The organism is Paraglaciecola psychrophila 170 (assembly GCF_000347635.1).
Lineage (GTDB): Bacteria > Pseudomonadota > Gammaproteobacteria > Enterobacterales > Alteromonadaceae > Paraglaciecola > Paraglaciecola psychrophila.
In genome coordinates this window covers 68,570-86,520 of record NC_020514.1, presented here as the reverse complement: position 1 = coordinate 86,520, position 17,951 = coordinate 68,570, and the positions used below count along the sequence as shown (strand labels likewise).

The 17,951-nt window shown below is 40.0% G+C and carries 14 protein-coding genes and 1 pseudogene; 6 read left to right on the top strand and 9 right to left on the bottom strand.

All coding sequences use genetic code 11. The features are described from left to right. Positions 1 to 15 precede the first annotated feature (15 nt). The 3 genes from C427_RS00390 (at position 16) to C427_RS00380 (ending at position 5,597) form a co-directional block, all read left to right on the top strand. Positions 16 to 975: an ester cyclase gene (locus C427_RS00390; protein ID WP_015430239.1), complete on the top strand. Its 960-nt coding sequence runs from the start codon at positions 16 to 18 to the stop codon at positions 973 to 975. A 283-nt stretch (positions 976 to 1,258) separates the two neighbouring features. Next, positions 1,259 to 3,658, top strand: a complete 2,400-nt coding sequence (locus C427_RS00385) for a TonB-dependent receptor (protein WP_007641970.1) — start codon at positions 1,259 to 1,261, stop codon at positions 3,656 to 3,658. An 88-nt stretch (positions 3,659 to 3,746) separates the two neighbouring features. Beyond that, on the top strand, positions 3,747 to 5,597 hold the full coding sequence (locus C427_RS00380; protein WP_007641971.1) for a tetratricopeptide repeat-containing sulfotransferase family protein: 1,851 nt from the start codon (positions 3,747 to 3,749) through the stop codon (positions 5,595 to 5,597). Positions 5,598 to 5,600: 3 nt separating this feature from the next. Here the strand turns inward: C427_RS00380 and C427_RS00375 are convergent, their stop codons facing one another. The 5 genes from C427_RS00375 to hisD are packed head-to-tail and all read right to left on the bottom strand — an operon-like array spanning position 5,601 to position 10,734. Beyond that, on the bottom strand, positions 5,601 to 6,983 hold the full coding sequence (locus C427_RS00375; RefSeq protein WP_007641973.1) for an alpha/beta hydrolase family protein: 1,383 nt from the start codon (positions 6,981 to 6,983) through the stop codon (positions 5,601 to 5,603). Next, a complete protein-coding gene (locus C427_RS00370) occupies positions 6,970 to 7,752 on the bottom strand; it encodes an HpcH/HpaI aldolase family protein (protein WP_007641975.1) in 783 nt (260 codons plus the stop codon). The genes C427_RS00375 and C427_RS00370 overlap by 14 nt, the downstream gene beginning before the upstream one ends. After that, complete coding sequence (locus C427_RS00365; RefSeq protein WP_007641978.1) at positions 7,745 to 8,446, bottom strand: alpha/beta fold hydrolase; 702 nt, start codon at positions 8,444 to 8,446, stop codon at positions 7,745 to 7,747. The genes C427_RS00370 and C427_RS00365 overlap by 8 nt, the downstream gene beginning before the upstream one ends. After that, positions 8,436 to 9,455, bottom strand: a complete 1,020-nt coding sequence (locus C427_RS00360) for a LacI family DNA-binding transcriptional regulator (protein WP_015430237.1) — start codon at positions 9,453 to 9,455, stop codon at positions 8,436 to 8,438. Before C427_RS00360 ends, C427_RS00365 begins: the two co-directional genes overlap by 11 nt. 1 nt (position 9,456) lies before the next feature. Further along, positions 9,457 to 10,734: a histidinol dehydrogenase gene (gene hisD, locus C427_RS00355; protein WP_007641981.1), complete on the bottom strand. Its 1,278-nt coding sequence runs from the start codon at positions 10,732 to 10,734 to the stop codon at positions 9,457 to 9,459. A gap of 113 nt (positions 10,735 to 10,847) precedes the next feature. Between hisD and C427_RS00350 the strand changes: the two genes are divergently transcribed. The 3 genes and pseudogenes from C427_RS00350 to C427_RS00340 all read left to right on the top strand — a co-directional run bounded on the left by C427_RS00350 (position 10,848) and on the right by C427_RS00340 (position 14,050). After that, positions 10,848 to 11,588, top strand: coding sequence for an SDR family NAD(P)-dependent oxidoreductase (locus tag C427_RS00350; RefSeq protein WP_007641984.1), 741 nt, complete (start codon positions 10,848 to 10,850; stop codon positions 11,586 to 11,588). A gap of 23 nt (positions 11,589 to 11,611) precedes the next feature. Continuing rightward, positions 11,612 to 12,628 (top strand): cupin domain-containing protein, encoded by a 1,017-nt coding sequence (locus C427_RS00345; RefSeq protein ID WP_007641986.1) that lies wholly within the window; start codon positions 11,612 to 11,614, stop codon positions 12,626 to 12,628. A 49-nt stretch (positions 12,629 to 12,677) separates the two neighbouring features. After that, a pseudogene (locus C427_RS00340) lies at positions 12,678 to 14,050 on the top strand (L-serine ammonia-lyase). A 227-nt stretch (positions 14,051 to 14,277) separates the two neighbouring features. On the opposite strand, the gene C427_RS00335 reads toward C427_RS00340, so the two are convergent. From C427_RS00335 to C427_RS25440, 4 genes are all read right to left on the bottom strand, one after another. After that, the gene (locus tag C427_RS00335) at positions 14,278 to 16,665 is read right to left on the bottom strand and encodes a putative bifunctional diguanylate cyclase/phosphodiesterase (RefSeq protein ID WP_226991257.1); all 2,388 of its coding nucleotides are present in this window, start codon (positions 16,663 to 16,665) and stop codon (positions 14,278 to 14,280) included. Further along, entirely contained in the window at positions 16,587 to 17,048 is a 462-nt protein-coding gene (locus tag C427_RS25450; protein WP_015430234.1) for a hypothetical protein, read from the bottom strand. The genes C427_RS00335 and C427_RS25450 overlap by 79 nt, the downstream gene beginning before the upstream one ends. Before the next feature lie 69 nt (positions 17,049 to 17,117). Next, positions 17,118 to 17,333, bottom strand: coding sequence for a hypothetical protein (locus C427_RS25445; RefSeq protein ID WP_015430233.1), 216 nt, complete (start codon positions 17,331 to 17,333; stop codon positions 17,118 to 17,120). Positions 17,334 to 17,383: 50 nt separating this feature from the next. Continuing rightward, positions 17,384 to 17,950, bottom strand: coding sequence for a hypothetical protein (locus tag C427_RS25440; RefSeq protein ID WP_015430232.1), 567 nt, complete (start codon positions 17,948 to 17,950; stop codon positions 17,384 to 17,386). Position 17,951: the final 1 nt, after the last annotated feature.

The window sequence follows — 17,951 nt, the reverse complement described above, 5'->3', positions numbered from 1 at the left end:
CACCAACTCAGTCAATTGCAGTACAACTTTGAACCCGAAGCAGTTAAAGACAATTTACTTTCGCTTTTTAGTCCAAACGCTGTTATTCAACTTTGTTTTCCTTTCGAAAAAATCACCGACGTAGAAGGATTTTTTCAGCAAGCATTAATACCACTGTTCCAGTCAATTCCTGATCTTGAACGACGAGACTCGATTATTATGTCAGGCCCAACAGCAAAAGGTATTCATTGGGTGGGATGTTGTGGTTTTTATTGCGGCTCTTTTGATAAGCCTTGGTTAGACATTCCTGCAACAGGCCATATGGTCTCATTGCGTTTTCATGAATTTTATAAATTTGAAGGTAATAAGGTCATAGAATACCAAGGAATATGGGATATCCCTGACGTTATGATGCAGGCGAATGCTTGGCCAATGGCTCCGAGTTTGGGTCGTGAATGGCATGTACCCGGGCCTGCAAGTCAAGATGGCATCACCCTAAAAGCGTGGGATAGAGCCAGCTCTAAAAAATCAGAAACTTTGGTTGGCGACATGTGTGTAGCGCTGGGGAATTATGCAACAGGAGGGGCTGAAGCCATGCGTTTACATGATTATTGGCACCCCAGATGTTCTTGGTATGGACCGTCAGGTATCGGTACGGCCAGAACAATTAGCGGATTTAGAGATTGGCATCAGATCCCATTTCTAAATGGTCTTCCAGATAGAGTTGGCAATCCTCATGCAGGTCACTTATTTGCAGATGCGAATTACGCAGCTTTTACAGCTTGGCCAGGCATGCATATGACAGTATCTGGTTCTGGTTGGTTGGGTATTGCACCAGGGGATCAAAAAATAAGCATGCGTAGTCTTGATTTTTGGCGTGTAGAAGGTGACCTAATTCGAGAGAACTGGGTATTAATAGATATGCTTTCTGTTTATGACCAGCTAGGTGTTGATGTGTTGGGAAGAATGCGCGAATTTAATAAAGCACGACGTTAGAACTAAAAAAGCCCAATAGGTCTTAATTGTAATCGACATCACCAAAAGTGACTCCGAAGTCTATTGTGTTAATTTTTTAATTGTGTTTTGTTAATGATTAAATGCAAAATATGTCAATGCGGGGGATAAATAAGCAATTAATCGTCATTTAATAGCTTTAAATGTAAATTCACAGTTGATTTATTGATGATTCCGAAGTATTTTTTGACTTAAGATATTTACCTAAAAAATAAAAGTATCAATTTTGGAACATTCTAGTCAGCACAGCATCGGGAAAAAGATCATGAAAATGAAATCACACATTCTATTTAAAACAACAATCGCAGTGGCAGTAGCAAATGCGATTGCAATGTCTAGCGCATATGCACAAGTAAAAGCAGAAAAAAAAATTGAAGTAATAGAAGTCAGCGCGACAAAACGCGTTACTAATATTCAAGACGTTCCATTAGCCGTTACTGCTATCAGCGGTAGCGATTTGGTAGACATGCAAATTAATGATGTCATGTCGTTAGAGAAAGCTATTCCTGGTGTGACCATAACCAGCTTTGGTAATAATCCACAAATAATATTACGCGGCGCAGGTAGCGCAGGCACTACTGATATCGCAGTGCCGATTTATCATAATGGTATGTATTTGCCGACCACAGGCCAGGCGCTGGCAGGTTACTTAGATATTGAACGCATAGAAGCATTGCGAGGGCCTCAAGGGACTTTATTTGGTCGTAACACATTCGGCGGCTTGATCAATGTTATAACTAAAAAGCCTGATACAGAAGAGTTCTCATTCGGAGGCGCGGCAACGCTCGGTGATTTTGGCTTAATCAAAACCGAAGGTTTTGTTAACGTTCCTGTTAGTGAAAATGTTGCTTTTCGTATTACTGCCGCCGATGAAAAACGCGACGGTTTCGTTGAGAATATCAACAACCCAAATGGCGATATAAAAGATTCAGATTACACCTATGTGCGGGGCCAACTGCTGTTCACGTTAAGCGATGACTTATCTATTAACTTAACAGCTTCACATTGGAAAGATACCGGTAACGGCAGTTTGAACTTTGGTTACAAACCAGCTGGTATTCCGCTTGATAAAGATGATCCTACACGTATTAATGCAGCGGATGGATTTTTAGACCCGCGTTTTGGCGTTTACGAAGGCTGCGCTGATGGTTCACCTGACCGACCTGGAGGAAGAACAGTTTCCGGCGGCAATGTCTGTGCTGGTGATGCTTTCGCAACGATTGTTCCTGGCGCAAGAACCATCGATTATGATTACACACCTAATCGAGAGCTTGAAGAAACATCATTTTATGTGAGTATCGATTGGGAAATAGCTGAGCATAGCGTAATGGTTAATGGCGCTATGTTTGATTATCAATCTATTAACTTGATGGATGCGGATCTTTCTGGTTTGGCCTCTTGGGTTGATGGAAACTACAGTACTAGTAAATCAAAACAACTTGATGTTACCGTTTCATCATTATTTGACGGACCCTTACAATATACTGTTGGTGCTTATTATTTTAACAGTCAAGATCCCGCTAATCGCTCAGCTTATATTTTTGGTAGCTTAGTTGAATCTTGGTCTGGTTATGCTGGAGCAACACCAGAAACGCCATCATGGGCGTCTTGGAATAGTGAAGGCCGTGGCGGTACTAAATCCACTGCTCTATATGGACAGGCAACCTACGCGTTAACTGATAAATTAAATATCACTGCGGGTATTCGTTTCACTGAAGACGACCGTGAAGCTCAAAGCGCTGATCCGCTAAGTTTTGATGATTCTGCTGCACGCTTAGGCCCAACATTACCCATTCGGTCGTACGGAACTCGAGAAGTACAAAAGGGTGTAGATGAAAATACTGATTATCGTCTAGGCGCAGATTATAAAGTTGGCGAAAACCTTATGGTCTATGCAACATATGCCACGGCCTATATTGCTGGCTCAACGGATGTTACAACGCAAACTTTGCTTGCTCCACAAACTAATAAAGCCTTTGAGATCGGCGCAAAATCAACTTTGTTAGATGGTGCCTTGCGTCTAAATGCAGCGGCCTATAGCGGTAAATTTGAGGGCTTAACAACCACTGCCTTTATCGATCAAGGTGATACCGGTATTTCTGTAGCAACACAGGTTCCTGGTGGCTCAATTTTATCACGTGGGCTTGAAATCGAAGGCTTTTGGGATGTGACTGACGCATTAGTCGTTGACTTTGGTGTGTCGATTGATATGTCAGAGTATGATGAGTTTATAGTGGATGCAGGTAATCTTGTCTGGAATGGCACTGCACCGATAGGCTCTGAAACAATTAGTGGTTCCTTTGTATACGTAGTGGATGGTGAAGATACACCTTACACACCGGATATGACTGTGGGTGTAGGTATGTCTTACTTTATCGACTTGGGCGATATGGGTACTATAAAACCCCATGTATTTGCTTATTATAATTCAGGTTATATAAGTAACCGAGCCCCCGTGTTTTTTGCTGACCAAGACGCCTACACCAAACTGGACATATCGGTAAAATGGGAATCTGTCGATGGGGATTATAGCGTACAAGGGTATGTTAATAATGCTACTGACGAACTGATTAAAACCTACACTGAGATATTCAGTCGAGCGAGAGTGGCATATGACTACAATTCTCCACGTAACTTTGGTGTGAGATTTGCGTATAACTTTTAAAACATAGAGTTTCATAATGTTAGTATATATTGGCCTACAATGAGTAGGTCTTTTTATTGATAATCCCCTAAAATCAACGAGGAATGCTGTGAACCAACAAGTAGCTCACCAATTACAGAAAGGTTTTCAGTTACTAAAAAATGAGCGCTTGCTTGATGCTCAAAATGTCTTTGAAGATATCTTAAAAGTAGACCCTTTAAATGAACATGGCTTGAACCTACTAGGCGTAGTATTTATTCAAATACAACAAGCTGATCAGGCTGTACTTGTGCTAGAAAAAGCGCTTGCCATCAACAATAAAGATGCGCAAACATATAATAATCTAGGGCTGGCATACAAAGAATTACATCAATTCAAAAAAGCGCAGAAAGCCTTTAATTCTTCTTTAATCTTGAACCCACAGCAGCCCCAAATATTAAATAATTTGGGCAATATATTGGCAGCACAAGACCAGCATAAACAAGCCACTTTGGTATTTGATAAAGCCCTCAAACTCGACGCTAATTATCCAGAGTGTTTATCTAATTTTGCACAGTCTTTAAAAGAATTGGGCAACCTAGAGATTGCCCTAAGAGCGATTGAGCATGCTAATCATCTTGAACCAAACAACAGTTACTACTTAAATGTAATAGGTGAAATTCAACTGGCAAAAGTTGATTACGAAAGTGCAAAAAAAACTTTTGAAAAAGCGATGGCGATAGATAACTATATGCCCGCCTGCATTAATTTATCCACTACGTTAAAGCAGCTCGGGCACCATAGAAAAGCAAAAGCATGTTTACAAAAGGTCATTAAGCATGAGCCAAACAACAGCGAGGCACACCATCATCTTGGAGTATTACAAGAACAGTTAGGCGAATTTGATTCAGCTGCCACAAGTTTTCGAATAGCACTGAAACATACGCCTAATCATGCTAGTTCTTTTTATCAATTAGCAAAGCTTAAAAACCAAATATTAAAGACTGAGGAAGTCGAAAAAATCACTGAATTGCTAGCTGATAGCGCAACGCCAAGTGTATTTAAGACTTCCTTATTCTTTGCATTAGCCGTGTATTACGACAAGTCTAAGCAGTATGCGTTTGCGATTAAAAATTACGCTTATGCACAGCAAATAAAAGCAGAAAAATGTCCATACAACAGCAAACTCACTGAACAATATCGAGTGGCAATGGAAGATATTATGCCTATATCACCTGCAAAGGTTTGTATGGATCATGTCCATCCTATCTTCATTATCGGTATGCCTCGTTCAGGTACTAGTCTAACAGAACAAATACTGGCATCTCATTCGCAAGTTTTTGGTTCAGGTGAGCTAGGTTATATTAATGATTTAGTGAAGATGGCAGAACAAACTAGCAATACGCCTTATCCCTATTGCTTAAATAAACTGAGTCAATCGCAACTGTCTGAAATGGGTCGTCAGTATAAACAAAGAATGCTTGAAACCTTTGGTGATCACACTTATTTTACTGATAAAAACCCGCTCAACTATAATTTTGTGGGATTTATAAAAGCTATTTTACCTGATGCTAAATTTGTATATTGTCAACGTGATTCAATAGATAATTGCCTATCTATTTTTAAATTACCCTTTGATGATAGTCAAGGCTACGCACATGAATTAAACGCTCTTGGACATTATTATCGGGAACACGAACGTTTAATGGTATTTTGGGCAGGTTTCCATAGCGAAGATATCATCACTATCAAATATGAGGCGGTCGTGGATAATCAACCAAAGGAAACAGCTCGATTACTCGAGTTCTTAGGTCTTGATTATGAACAAGCAACAGAGCGTTTTTATCAAACACAACGCATAGTGATGACACCAAGCGCTGAACAAGTCAGACAACCCATATATAAAACGAGTATCAATAATTGGCAAAAATATGGCGATGCACTAAAACCTCTTCAGCAAGCCCTCAATAAATATAAATAAAGACTACTTTTTAGAGTTTTTAAACCAGTTGATATCATGGGTGATCATTCGGTTCAGTCCTGTTTGGTTATAATTTTCCGAGAACCATTTATGTTGGCTAATAGTTAACGAATGGGTATTACCTGGGTACTCAAAGTTAACCGCGCTTCCGCCAGACTTTAATATTGTTTGAACCAGCTCTTGGTTCCATTTAGATGGGGAGTAGTAGTCACGATCCGAATGATGTAATGCCAGTGGTTCCTGAAGATATTGAGGATAATAAATTGGTGATGTTGCTGCATATGCTGCTTGAATATGATTTGGATGTTGAATAACAGTACGACCCATATTATTTGTTTCTAAAGTATAGAGATCTGCAGTTAAATGGTTTTTTTGTAAGGTGTTGTACATCTCATCATACTTCTTCTCAAACGCCTGTTTTACCGTTGATGTCGACCACATTTTATTTTGCCATGTCCAATCAGGGGGATTGGGCGTGCCTATCCAATCTGCAGGAAAACCAAACTGAAAGTCAGGATTGACCTGTCCATCGTAACTCGATGCACTCGATGTCCAACTACCATCTCCTGCCAAAAAGGCTTGTGGAGACATAGACATTGAACTATATAATTCTCCCTGTTTTAAACGTGGTAAAAAACATCCAGAAAAAATTGATGCGCCGCTAATAGGTTGTTTTACCATGGATGATTCACCCGCAATGGCTAAGACAAGTAAAGCAGAGTCACCACCTTGTGAGTGACCTGATAAAGAGACCTTGTCTAGATCTATGTTGATTGAGCCATGACCCCATTTTGAAGTTGTCAGGGATTGGATGCTTTCGAGTGCATTAAGCATATCGATAGCATAAAAAATGGGGCTGATATAGGTGGCGTTATCCCAACGCTGCATAAACTCAATACCATCAGCGTTTATTCCATTAATTGTGCCATGACCACGCCATCCAGGAGTAATCACCACAAATCCATCTTCAGCCAATGCATGTAAATATTGCCCTTGACTACTTTCTGAATCTACAAAAAAGTCAAAATCCTTGGCGTTATCTAAACCTACCCAACCATGACTGAACAGAACAACCGGATAACCTTGCTCAGGTGGCGGCTTATTAGGAATGTCGATACGGGCATAAACACGCAATCCATCGCTCATGTAAGCGGCGATAACACTGCGATATGATGTATTTTTGCGTTGCCATTCTTCTAACCAAACAAATTCACTACCGTAGTTTCTGAGTCGTAAATTATCGATGGATAAAATATTGAGATTAGGTATGTCAGGTGTTGACCAGTCAACAGCTGATTTTTTGGTAATCAGCGTAATATTTTTGCAACTACTTATAGTCAAAAGTCCAAGTAAAACTAAGTACAAGCAAAGTTTAAATGGCCGCATTACTATTCGCGTCTTTAGCCTTTTCGAAACGTGTTTGCAACGCTTTTGCCCCAGTCAGCATAAAGCTGTGATCTGAGCCTAAAAGAAACAAAGAAACGTGTTTCTCAATCCATGTGGGTAACTCATCTAAGTTGGCAACAAACATTCCAACACTGACATTGTATTGCTGAGCGACGTCGATAATTTGTTGAATGGTTTTGATAACAATCCCTGCACTAGGATCAGTTTCGCCTAGTGCAACGGTTAAATCCATTCTGCCAATAAATAAACAATCGAGACCATCTACTTGGCAAATGTCTGATAGTTCATGCAACGCATCTAAGTCTTCTATTTGCGCAATAATGGTAGTGTTTGAGCGGTTATGTTCAATGTTTTGGAGAATGTTGCGAGTCGTGTATCCAGCCATACGAGTAGAGCCTGCATAACCGCGTCCATTGTGTCCAAAGTAGCAACTTTTTATCACTCGTTCTAACTGAGATGCACTTTTAACATGGGGGACTACCACGCCATCTGCGCCTAGATCTAATATGTTTAAAATGCTGTCGTGTGAATCATTCGCAATTCTAACAACAACATGTTGCTGATGAGCTTTAGCCGCTAAAATACATCGGTCGAGATCGCCTCTGTCAAATGGTGCATGCTCAGCATCAAGGCATAATGTATCAAAGCCTAATGTCGACATCACCTCAGTATTATGATGGTGTGGGGTTTTGATAAATGTGCCCAGTAATGGTTGTTTGTCTGATAACCGCTGTTTAAAATTATTCATGATACTTCTCTACCCATCGATTAATAAGCTTGGCTATTTTTTGAGGTTGCTCAAGCACAGCAAAATGTCCACTCTGTGGAAGTATATGACACTCTGAGTTAACCGCCGTATCTGCCATCAGTAACTGGTGTTCAGGTGGGCATGGTAAGTCATTTTCTGCACCGATAATAAGTGTAGGCTTAGCAAACTCTTCTAGTACATCCAACGAAGCGGGTCGTTGTGCGAGTACCTTTAGTTGTGCCTCAAATACGTCTATACCTAAGTTTTCAGCCATTTGTAGTACTATTTGGCTTTCTGCACTCTCGTTATTTTCGAAGTAAACAGGTAGATACACATCTTGGATTAGATTGGTTAGACTGGTTTTTTTAGCTAACGCTAAGTGTCGGACACGACCTTTTTGCCTGCCAGGTAAATCAGCATGGGCATTACTGTTGAGTAAAATTAGCCCACTAATTTGTTTATTTACGCGACGGATTAGCTCAAATGCCACCATGCCACCCATCGAAAATCCGACTGGAATAAAAGGTTTATCGCCTACCAAGCGAAGTACTTCTTCGCTCATTGCTTGCAAACTATCGTGATACTTATAATCGATGAGTACAGCATCGTATGTAAGGTTTTCTACAATTGGCTGGAACACCTGGCTGGTGCACAATGTTCCGGGAATAAATACAAGTAGTGGTTTATTGTTCATTCCTAACAGGTCCTACAGTATTGCCCTCGATAAAAGCTCCTGACCACAACCGCAGTTGTGCCGGATTTTCAGGTGATTCGATTTGTTCTAGTAAAATATCGACCGCCGCTTTTGTCATTTGCTCGAGAGGTTGTTTTATAGTGGTTAGTTGGTAGCTATGCCAAAAAACAGCGTTTACACCATCAAATCCGACCACGGATAGGTCTTCAGGGATCCTTAGGCCAAAGTTTTTTCTTGCCTCGTCGATGACACCAATTGCCATGGTGTCGTTGCTACATATAACAGCCGTAGGCACATTATTGCTGTGCATTGCTTCTGCAAATGTTAATCGACCAGAGTCATAACTAAAGTCACCATATTTTATTGGCACGTCGTTATGTCCCTTCAAGGACAGGCTTTTGATAGCACACTCTAACCTTTCTTGGGCCACATCAGATTCACTTGGTCCGGCTAGAACTAAAAACCTTTTATGGCCAAAGTCATCGAGTATATTGACAAGCTGTCTTATACCCTGCTCATGATTGCAACAAACTGAACTGGCAGAATGACCAGAAACTCTGCGGTTGTACAAAACAACAGGGATGTTGTGCACTTTAAAATTTTCGATACTTTCGTTATCGAAGTGAGCGGCTAATGCAATAACACCGTCAACCTGAAAGGTCCAAATTTGTTCTAAAATATCATCCAATCCTGCAGCATCATCTAGATTGAATAACAAAACACGCTCATTTTTTTCTGAAAGGCGCTTATTCAACAAAGATAGAACTTCTGGATAGATTAAATTTGCTCTTGAAGACAAAATAACCGCCACCATTCCAGAGCGTTTAGTGATCAACATACGCGCGATAGCATTAGGCTTGTATCCTAACTCTTTCGCTGTAGCTAATACCATTGCCTTAGTTTTTTTGGAGACACTTCTACCCTCAACGTACACTCTGGATACAGCAGACTGAGAAACGCCTGCTGCCTTTGCAACATCGTAGGATGTGACGCGCTTTTTGCTATTCAATTTATTTTTTCTCGTATCGTCTCAAGCGAATGTCGGCTTGTTCTTTATGCCCAGCAAAGCCCTCTACTGCACAAAGACGGGAGCAGTAATTACCAACTAAAACAGATGCTTCTTCTGTAATGTGTTGAAAAGTACAGGTTTTTATAAACTTACCGACCCATAATCCACCAGTATAACGTGCAGCCTTTTTAGTTGGTAGTGTATGATTGGTTCCGATACATTTATCACCATAAGAAACGTTGGTTTCGGGTCCTAAAAATAAGGCCCCGAAGTTTTGCATATTGTCTTTATAAAACTTAGTATTTTCTGTCATAACTTGTACATGCTCGAAAGCTAAGTCATTGGCTACCTGCAGCATCTCTTCATGTGTATCACATACTATTACTTCGCCAAAATCACGCCATGCTTGACCAGCCACTTCGCCTGTCGATAGAACCTTCAATTGACGTTCTACCTCTACTATTGTTTCTTTCGCCAGTTTTTCACTGTTTGTCAATAATACCGCCGGTGACGTTGGACCATGCTCTGCTTGGCCTAATAAGTCAGCCGCACAGAGTTCAGCATCTACGCTTTCATCGGCAATGACTAAGGTTTCAGTAGGTCCGGCGAATAAATCGATACCTACTCGACCAAATAATTGGCGTTTAGCTTCAGCAACAAAAGCATTGCCCGGACCAACAATCATGTCAACTGGCGCTATCGTCTCAGTACCGATAGCCATTGCTGCGACAGCTTGTACTCCTCCAAAACAATAAATTTCATCTGCGCCAGCCATATCCATAGCCACTACAATCGCCGGCGACGGTTTTCCATCAAATGGCGGCGCACAAGCAATAACACGCTTTACACCTGCTACTTTAGCAGTCACCACACTCATGTGTGCAGAAGCTACAAGGGGATACTTACCTCCTGGAACGTAACAACCTACGGATTCCATTGGAATATGTTTGTGACCTAATGTGACACCCGGTAATGTTTCGACTTCAACATCTTTCATTGAGTCTCGTTGAATCTGTGCAAAATTTCTCACTTGTGCTTGAGCCCAGCGAATATCAGAAACGACTTGTTCGCTTAGTTCATCGTAACAAGCTGCAATATCTTCTTTTGATAACCTAAATGACTTCGGAGTCCATTTATCGAAGGTTTCAGAGTATTTTCTCACCGCTTCGTCGCCATTTATTTCAATCGCACTAATAATATCCTCAACAATGCTTTGCACCTTTTTATTAGATTCAGACTTTTCCTGCTGTGTGGGCCCTTTTTTAAGATACTTGATCATAATATCACTCCAAAAATTTATATTTGATTATGCTGTGTTACGAATAATTCTTGCCAATTGAAAAATCTTACTTAATAATGACTTCGAATGCAAAATAAAATTTAAGGGCGCATATGATTGGTTTCAATACCGACTTATTCACTGGAAAAACATTGCTGATCACAGGAGCAGGCAAAGGTATTGGCCGAGCTTGCGCGAAACTTGCTGCACAATTAGGTGCAAATGTTATTGCGGTGGCGAGAACAACAGAGGATCTAGAAAGTTTACAAATGACAAGTCCAGCTAATATTGAAATCTGGGTAGAAGATGTTGCTTCAGAAGCTTTTATCGCTAGGTTGTTACAACTTAATAAACTTGATGGGCTGATCAATAATGTGGGGATCAATCGAGTGGCTAATTTGCTCGAACAGCTCCCAGAAGACTTAGACGTTATGATCGATATTAATATTAAGAGCTTATACCGCACTTCTAGAGCCGCAGTATCGGTGATGCAACAGTCCGGTGGGGCAATTGTTAATATGTCATCTCAAATGGGCTTTGTTGGTTCTCCAAGAAGAACGCTGTACTGCATGACCAAACATGCTGTGGAGGGGTTAACTAAAGCAATGGGAGTAGAGCTAGCGCCAAGCAATATTAGAGTTAATTCAGTTGCTCCTACATTTGTGTCAACAGCACTGACAGCGCCTATGCTCGAAGATCCAGATTTTAAGAAATTTGTGTTAGAGATGATCCCAATGAACCAATTGGCAACCCCTGATGATGTTGCTAACGCTTGTATTTTTTTGCTCAGCGATCTAGCGGCAATGATTACTGGCACCTGTATTAAAGTAGATGGCGGCTGGACCGCTCGCTAATCAATAAATCTATGGAGAACATAATGTCTATTCAAAAAAGAGCTGTTCGGTACAAAGATTTAAAACCCTGTACTAACGCGTTCATTGACACTCGCAGTCCGGGTTCTGACAAAAAAGAAAATTTTACCATTATTGGCCCTGGTGTAGCAGAAAACCCAGATCAACATGTACATATCAAAATACCCCATGGCTTTAATATTGGAGGTGCACGGCAGCCTGCTAATTGCCTTAACTCACAACACAGTCATTTAACCGAAGAAGTGTTTGTTGTGCACAATGGTAAGTGGGACTTTATTACCGGTGTTGATGCTAATGATGGCAGAGTGTCTCTAAATGCTGGTGATATTATCTCCCTTCCAGTCGATGTTTTTAGAGGATTTGAATGTACCAAAGGACTACCTAACGGCGCGCATAAAGGTTTAGGTTATTTACATGCCGTGTTAGGTGGAGATGATCCCGGACGGGTGTTGTGGGCACCTAAAGTGTTTGATATGGCGAAAGACTTCGGACTGATCCTTTTAGACGATGGGTCACTGATTGACTCCACTTTAGGTGAAAGCATGCCTAATGGTAAGAAACCTATGTTAGTCACTTCTGCCCAGCAAATTGCTGAACATAGGTTCGTTGATAGTGATGCATTAAACCAATACGTCATTCGAACCGAAGATTTTAATTGGCAAAATAATACTGCGTTATCTCAATTTACAGGTGTGTCCGAGGTATCTCTTGTTGGCGGGGATTCAACTGAAGAAGGCATCACTGCATCCAGATTAGGATGGAAACACGGCTTTGTAGTTCGTGCTTTAAAGTTTAAAGCCGGTGCAACGATCCCAACACATCATCGAGCTGAGGAGGAAGTCATCTTTGTTCATCAGGGTTCACTCCTCATTACTATTGATGAAGAGATAATTAAGCTGGTTGAGGGAGATAATTTTACTACGCCTATTGGCAGTGAGCGAAGCTTTGTCAACTTATCTAATTTAGAAACGATTTGTTATATAACTCGCAGAAGTGATAAGCCAGTAGCCCCTGTTTTTTAGTTCTTAAGGATTATGTTTAAGTGAATTTTACTAAACAAATTGCGTTTTTATGATAAGCGTTTTTGATATGTTTAAAGTAGGTATTGGCCCATCGAGCTCACATACCGTTGGACCGATGCGTGCAGCATGTTTGTTTGCAGAGCAAATACAAGCTCAAGGTAAGCTTGATCAGGTTTCTTATATAACCACTGAGTTATTTGGTTCATTAGGCCAAACGGGCAAGGGCCATGGCACGGGTAAGGCCATTATCTTAGGTTTGATAGGATACAGCCCTGAAGATGTGCCAGTTCAACAGATTGATAGTTTGTTATCAAAGGTTGCATCCACACAAAGCCTAATGCTTTTGAATTCCAAAAAAATTACTTTTTTGAGTAAAGGCGCAATCATTTTTCATCGAAGAAAAACCTTACCTAAACACGCTAATGGAATGACTATGTCTGCATATGCTGAAAATATGTTACTTTTTCAGTGTACTTACTACTCAATTGGTGGCGGCTTTATTGTAGAAGATAAAAATTTTGAAACTCAAAAAAGTGAAAAAAATGGTGATTCACAAGTAGAAGTGCCATTCCCATTTTCAAACGCACATGAATTAATGAATGCGTGCCAAGACAATGGTTTCCGAATAAGTACTTTGATGCTAAAAAATGAACTGGTTATGAGATCAGAAAATGACATCCGCTCAAATTTACTTGGACTTTGGAATACTATGCAGGAATGCATAGAAAACGGGAAAAGAACGGAAGGAATTCTACCTGGTGGTCTTAAAGTTTACAGGCGTGCACCCGCTCTTTTCTCAAGCCTTGAGAATGAAAAAAGTAGCGATCCTATGGCCTGCATGGATTGGGTTAACCTGTTTGCTATTGCAGTAAACGAAGAGAATGCAGCTGGTGGCAGAGTAGTCACTGCACCAACTAATGGTGCTGCGGGTATCATTCCGGCAGTGATGAGCTACTATCACAAGTTTGTTCTTCCTATGTCCGATGACACCGCGTGTCGCTTTCTATTAACTGCTGCAGCAATAGGTATTCTTTATAAAAAAATGCTTCCATCTCAGGGGCAGAAGTTGGCTGCCAAGGGGAAGTTGGCGTGGCATGTTCCATGGCAGCAGGTGCGCTGACAGAAATTCTAGGAGGCTCAGTTGCCTGTGTTGAAAATGCGGCCGAAATAGGCATGGAGCATAATTTAGGGTTAACCTGTGATCCAGTAGGCGGTTTGGTGCAAGTTCCCTGCATCGAAAGAAATGCAATGGGAGCAATAAAAGCAATTAATGCATCCAGACTGGCACTGCGTGGAACGGGAAATCACAAAGTATCACTCGATAAAGTTATTAAAACAATGTGGGAGACAGGTAACGATATGAAGGCGAAGTATAAAGAAACAGCTCGCGGTGGTTTGGCGGTTAATATTATTGAGTGTTAAAAACGAATACTTACTGGTTCGATTTATTGTTGTCTGAAAAGCTTTTTGTTTGTTCGCTTTCGTAGCTCTTGACTCGTGCTATTGAGATTTTATTTATAATAAAGGTAATCTCTGCCGAATTGTAATACTCCTCAAGAGGGGCACATTCATAAATGAAATAATCTGTTTTTTGCGTTATATATTTTATTTACAGTGGCAAACTTTTTTACACTCTTAGACAAATACCTCTAGGTATTCTTGTTAAGTTTGTCTAACTTATTCCATACACCAAATTGTAATTTTTCAGGTAAAAGAGAATATAGTTCGCTCTCCGGTATCGGGCGAGAGATAAAATAATCTTGGCCGATTTCACAGTGAAGAACTTGTAATAACTTCATTTGAGCAGATGTTTCAACACCTTCAGCCACCACCTGCATACCTAACTTTTGCACCATCGTAATGGTAGACGAGACAATTTGCATATCAGCATTATTATCGCTCATACCGGAGATAAAACTTCTGTCTATTTTAATGATATCAACAGGCATTTTTTTCAAATAAACTAAAGATGAATACCCGGTGCCAAAGTCATCAATAGAAAAGATATATCCCATCTCCTTCAGTTGCCGCATTGTAGCCAGAGTTTTTTCGATCTCAGCTACTACGGCTCTTTCTGTTAGCTCTAATTCAATCTGTGATGGGTCACGATTAAATACCTTAATCTGCTCACGGAGGAATGGCAAAAGCTCTGGATCTAAAAACTGACTGGCAGATAAATTTATCGCTATTTTAAGGTGTTTAAAACCTAATTTATCTAGTTTCTGTAATATTTCAAATGCTTTTTTAAGGCCCCAACAACCTATTTTCAACATATTTTCTGTATTTTCAATCAGTGGGATAAATTCATCAGGCGGAATAAACCCACGTTCAGGATGAAACCAGCGAATAAGCGCTTCAAATCCAAATAGTTTTCCTGTTGCAATTTCTACTTGTGGTTGCAGAGCAAAACTAAACTCCCCTCTTTCGAGAGCGTCGCGCACTTCATTTTCTAGCTCGACTTTACGTACTACAGCTTTTTGCATAACATCACTAAAGGTACTATATTTGCCACCGCCTGCGTCTTTAGAAGCATTCATAGCCATATCTGACTGCCTAACTAAGTCATCCATCAACATTGATGTATCTTCGGTACTCGCAATACCGATACTACTAGAGGTATAAAAGAGTAACTCATTGACGACAATAGGCTCTCTGAAACTATCAATCAACTTTGTGGCTAATATAGGGGCACCTACTGCGATATTTTTTTCTAAAAATACGATTACAAATTCATCACCGCCAAAACGGAACAACATGTCCGAGTCACGAAAAAACACGCGTATCCTCTGTGCTGCATTTATCAAAAACGTATCACCAATATCATGACCGTGAGTATCATTAACCTTACGGAATTTATCAAAATCAAGAAACATAACAGTTAATTTGTTTGATTCACGAGTCATGGAAGCCAGCAATTTTTTCAATTGATAATTCAGCATATTGCGATTAGGTAAGCCAGTCAGACTGTCATACATGGCGATATTTTCTAACTCTCGAGTATTCTGTTCAATCTTTTCATCTAAAAACTCCAATTCATCACCGAGCAAGCTTGCAGAGTCTTGTAATAATTCAATTTCATCGACAAAAAAACGGCTTTTTGCAAACTTATGAATACGAAACTCTTGATACTTTTTTTGAGCTAACAGAGGTAGCTGTTCTGCCACTAAAATCAGGCGACGGCGAAATTGTTGGGTCATCAAAAATATGGCCAAAACACAAAGTACAACCACAGTAATAGATATAATTAACACCTGCGTTTGGTATTGTTTATGCGCCAGCGACACCTCACTAATATCGTGTACAAACATTAAATACGTTGAGTTTTCAAGATGAGGGTCGATAGGTAATACATTTAATAAAAATATATTATCGCCTCTTTCAAATCGATAACCTGAATCCAGTATTTGTGAAAGTAAAAGAGTGTTAGGTAGGTCTTTTAGGAGTTCTTGCATAAATTGTTTATTAGTAAAATTGATAGGCGGCTTTACACTTAAATCCTTTAATCTCACACCCTCAAGTGAAACGGCTGCAGCTATCGACTCATAGTCACCTAAAATAGCTAATTTAGCAAAAGTAGAACGATTAACTGGCGCTAACACCTCTAACAACGAGCTGCTGACTGATAATATGCCCAATTCTCCCGAGTTAGATAAAATCGGCATACTAATTTGTTGCTGACATTCTGCTGCACAACGAATGTGTGCGATTGATGATTGAGTATTAATAACTTCTTTCACATCAACATAAACATAACTTTTTTCAGTTTTTGAGGTACTATAAATTAAATCACTGTTGCTATAAAATAGCCATAAATCATTGATTTTCAAGTTAATTTGCAAGTAGTCAAACTCGCGTTCGAAGAACAACGCAGTGGCTTCAATATTGTCAGCGTAATTTGCTTGAAAGTGTACAAAGGATTCAAACCAAGATTCCATTCTGGTACGCAATAGACCTCGAATCAACTCAAATTGCTGTTGATCTTGATCGAGTAATGTTTGCTGTTGAACAGAATAGTCTTGATTATTTTTTTCACCCACAAATAAGTTAAAGAGACACTAGCAAACAATAAAAAGGCCATTAAAATGCTCATTATTTTAGTGGGTAAGCTGACAAATTTACGCATCAATTTAAACCAATACATAAGCTGCATAGCCCACAAATCCCAATACTTATTGTTATTTATGATTATATTTGGGGTAAATATAGGCGCTAGTCTGCTAGTACCTTTTACTTTGTGGTATTCAACTTGAACCTGAATATTTTCAGCAAAACGCCAAGTAACCCCTGCAGTGGCTTGATCCATAAAGCCAAAATATCCTGGCACCAAACCTTGACTTAAGGTTTCAATATTCTGACCATCTCGGTGCTTTCTATCTCGGTGCTTTCTATCTCGGTCATAAATATCTAATCTAGCAAGCATGGTTACTTGCTTAGATACAAAGTACCTAGCTTGCAGATACCCACCTTCTGCTGTGATATCACTATAGAATCATGGGAATAAGATGTTTTCCACAATCACTCGCTCACGCATTACTTCGGAGGCTATTTCCCAGTATTGTCCTTGATACAATAGATTGAACATTATTCTTTGAGATGTCTCATCACCTGTAAAAAGAGTATCGTTATCTCCTCGTTGGTAGCTAAAATCAGCATCCAATAATGAAAAACCAAATTGAAATTTGCTTAATTTAGGACGCCAATACACACTAAATTGCGTATCGAAATCGTGTTTCTATTTTCCAGAAGCATTTGAGCCTAATAATTTTTTTTCTGCTCTTCACTCATCCTTGAATTACCGTAACTGAAATTAATATCCCACTCGCCTAATTCATTATGGGTTTGGGCTATGAGAACTAATCCATCGACACCCAAAGCAACATCTCGAAAAACATCAAAATATAACGATTGAGGTAGCACAATAGAAGGACGGGTATGAGGCACGTCTCGGGTCGACGAGTATAACCAATGATAATTTTTATTGCGTCCAATATGAGTTTTTAACTGCCAATCAGGGCTATTAAGCAGTTGCCACTCTAAAAACAAATAATCGACTCTAAAACCATCAGAAAAACGATTTCCGCCTTCTAAATATACCGCCTGGCCGGCCACCCGAAATGAAGGATTAATACGGTAGGTACTATTCACTCCAACTTCCGTTAGCTTAAGTGACACGTCACCATCATCGGTTACAAAGTTCGAACCTTTTGCCTGAGTGATTCCCTGTGCGACAAAGCCGTTGAGTTTGAATGATTCAGCTGCAACACAATATGATTGAAAGATTAGTCCCAACCAAAGGCAACTAAACCGTATTGAAAGCTTCATG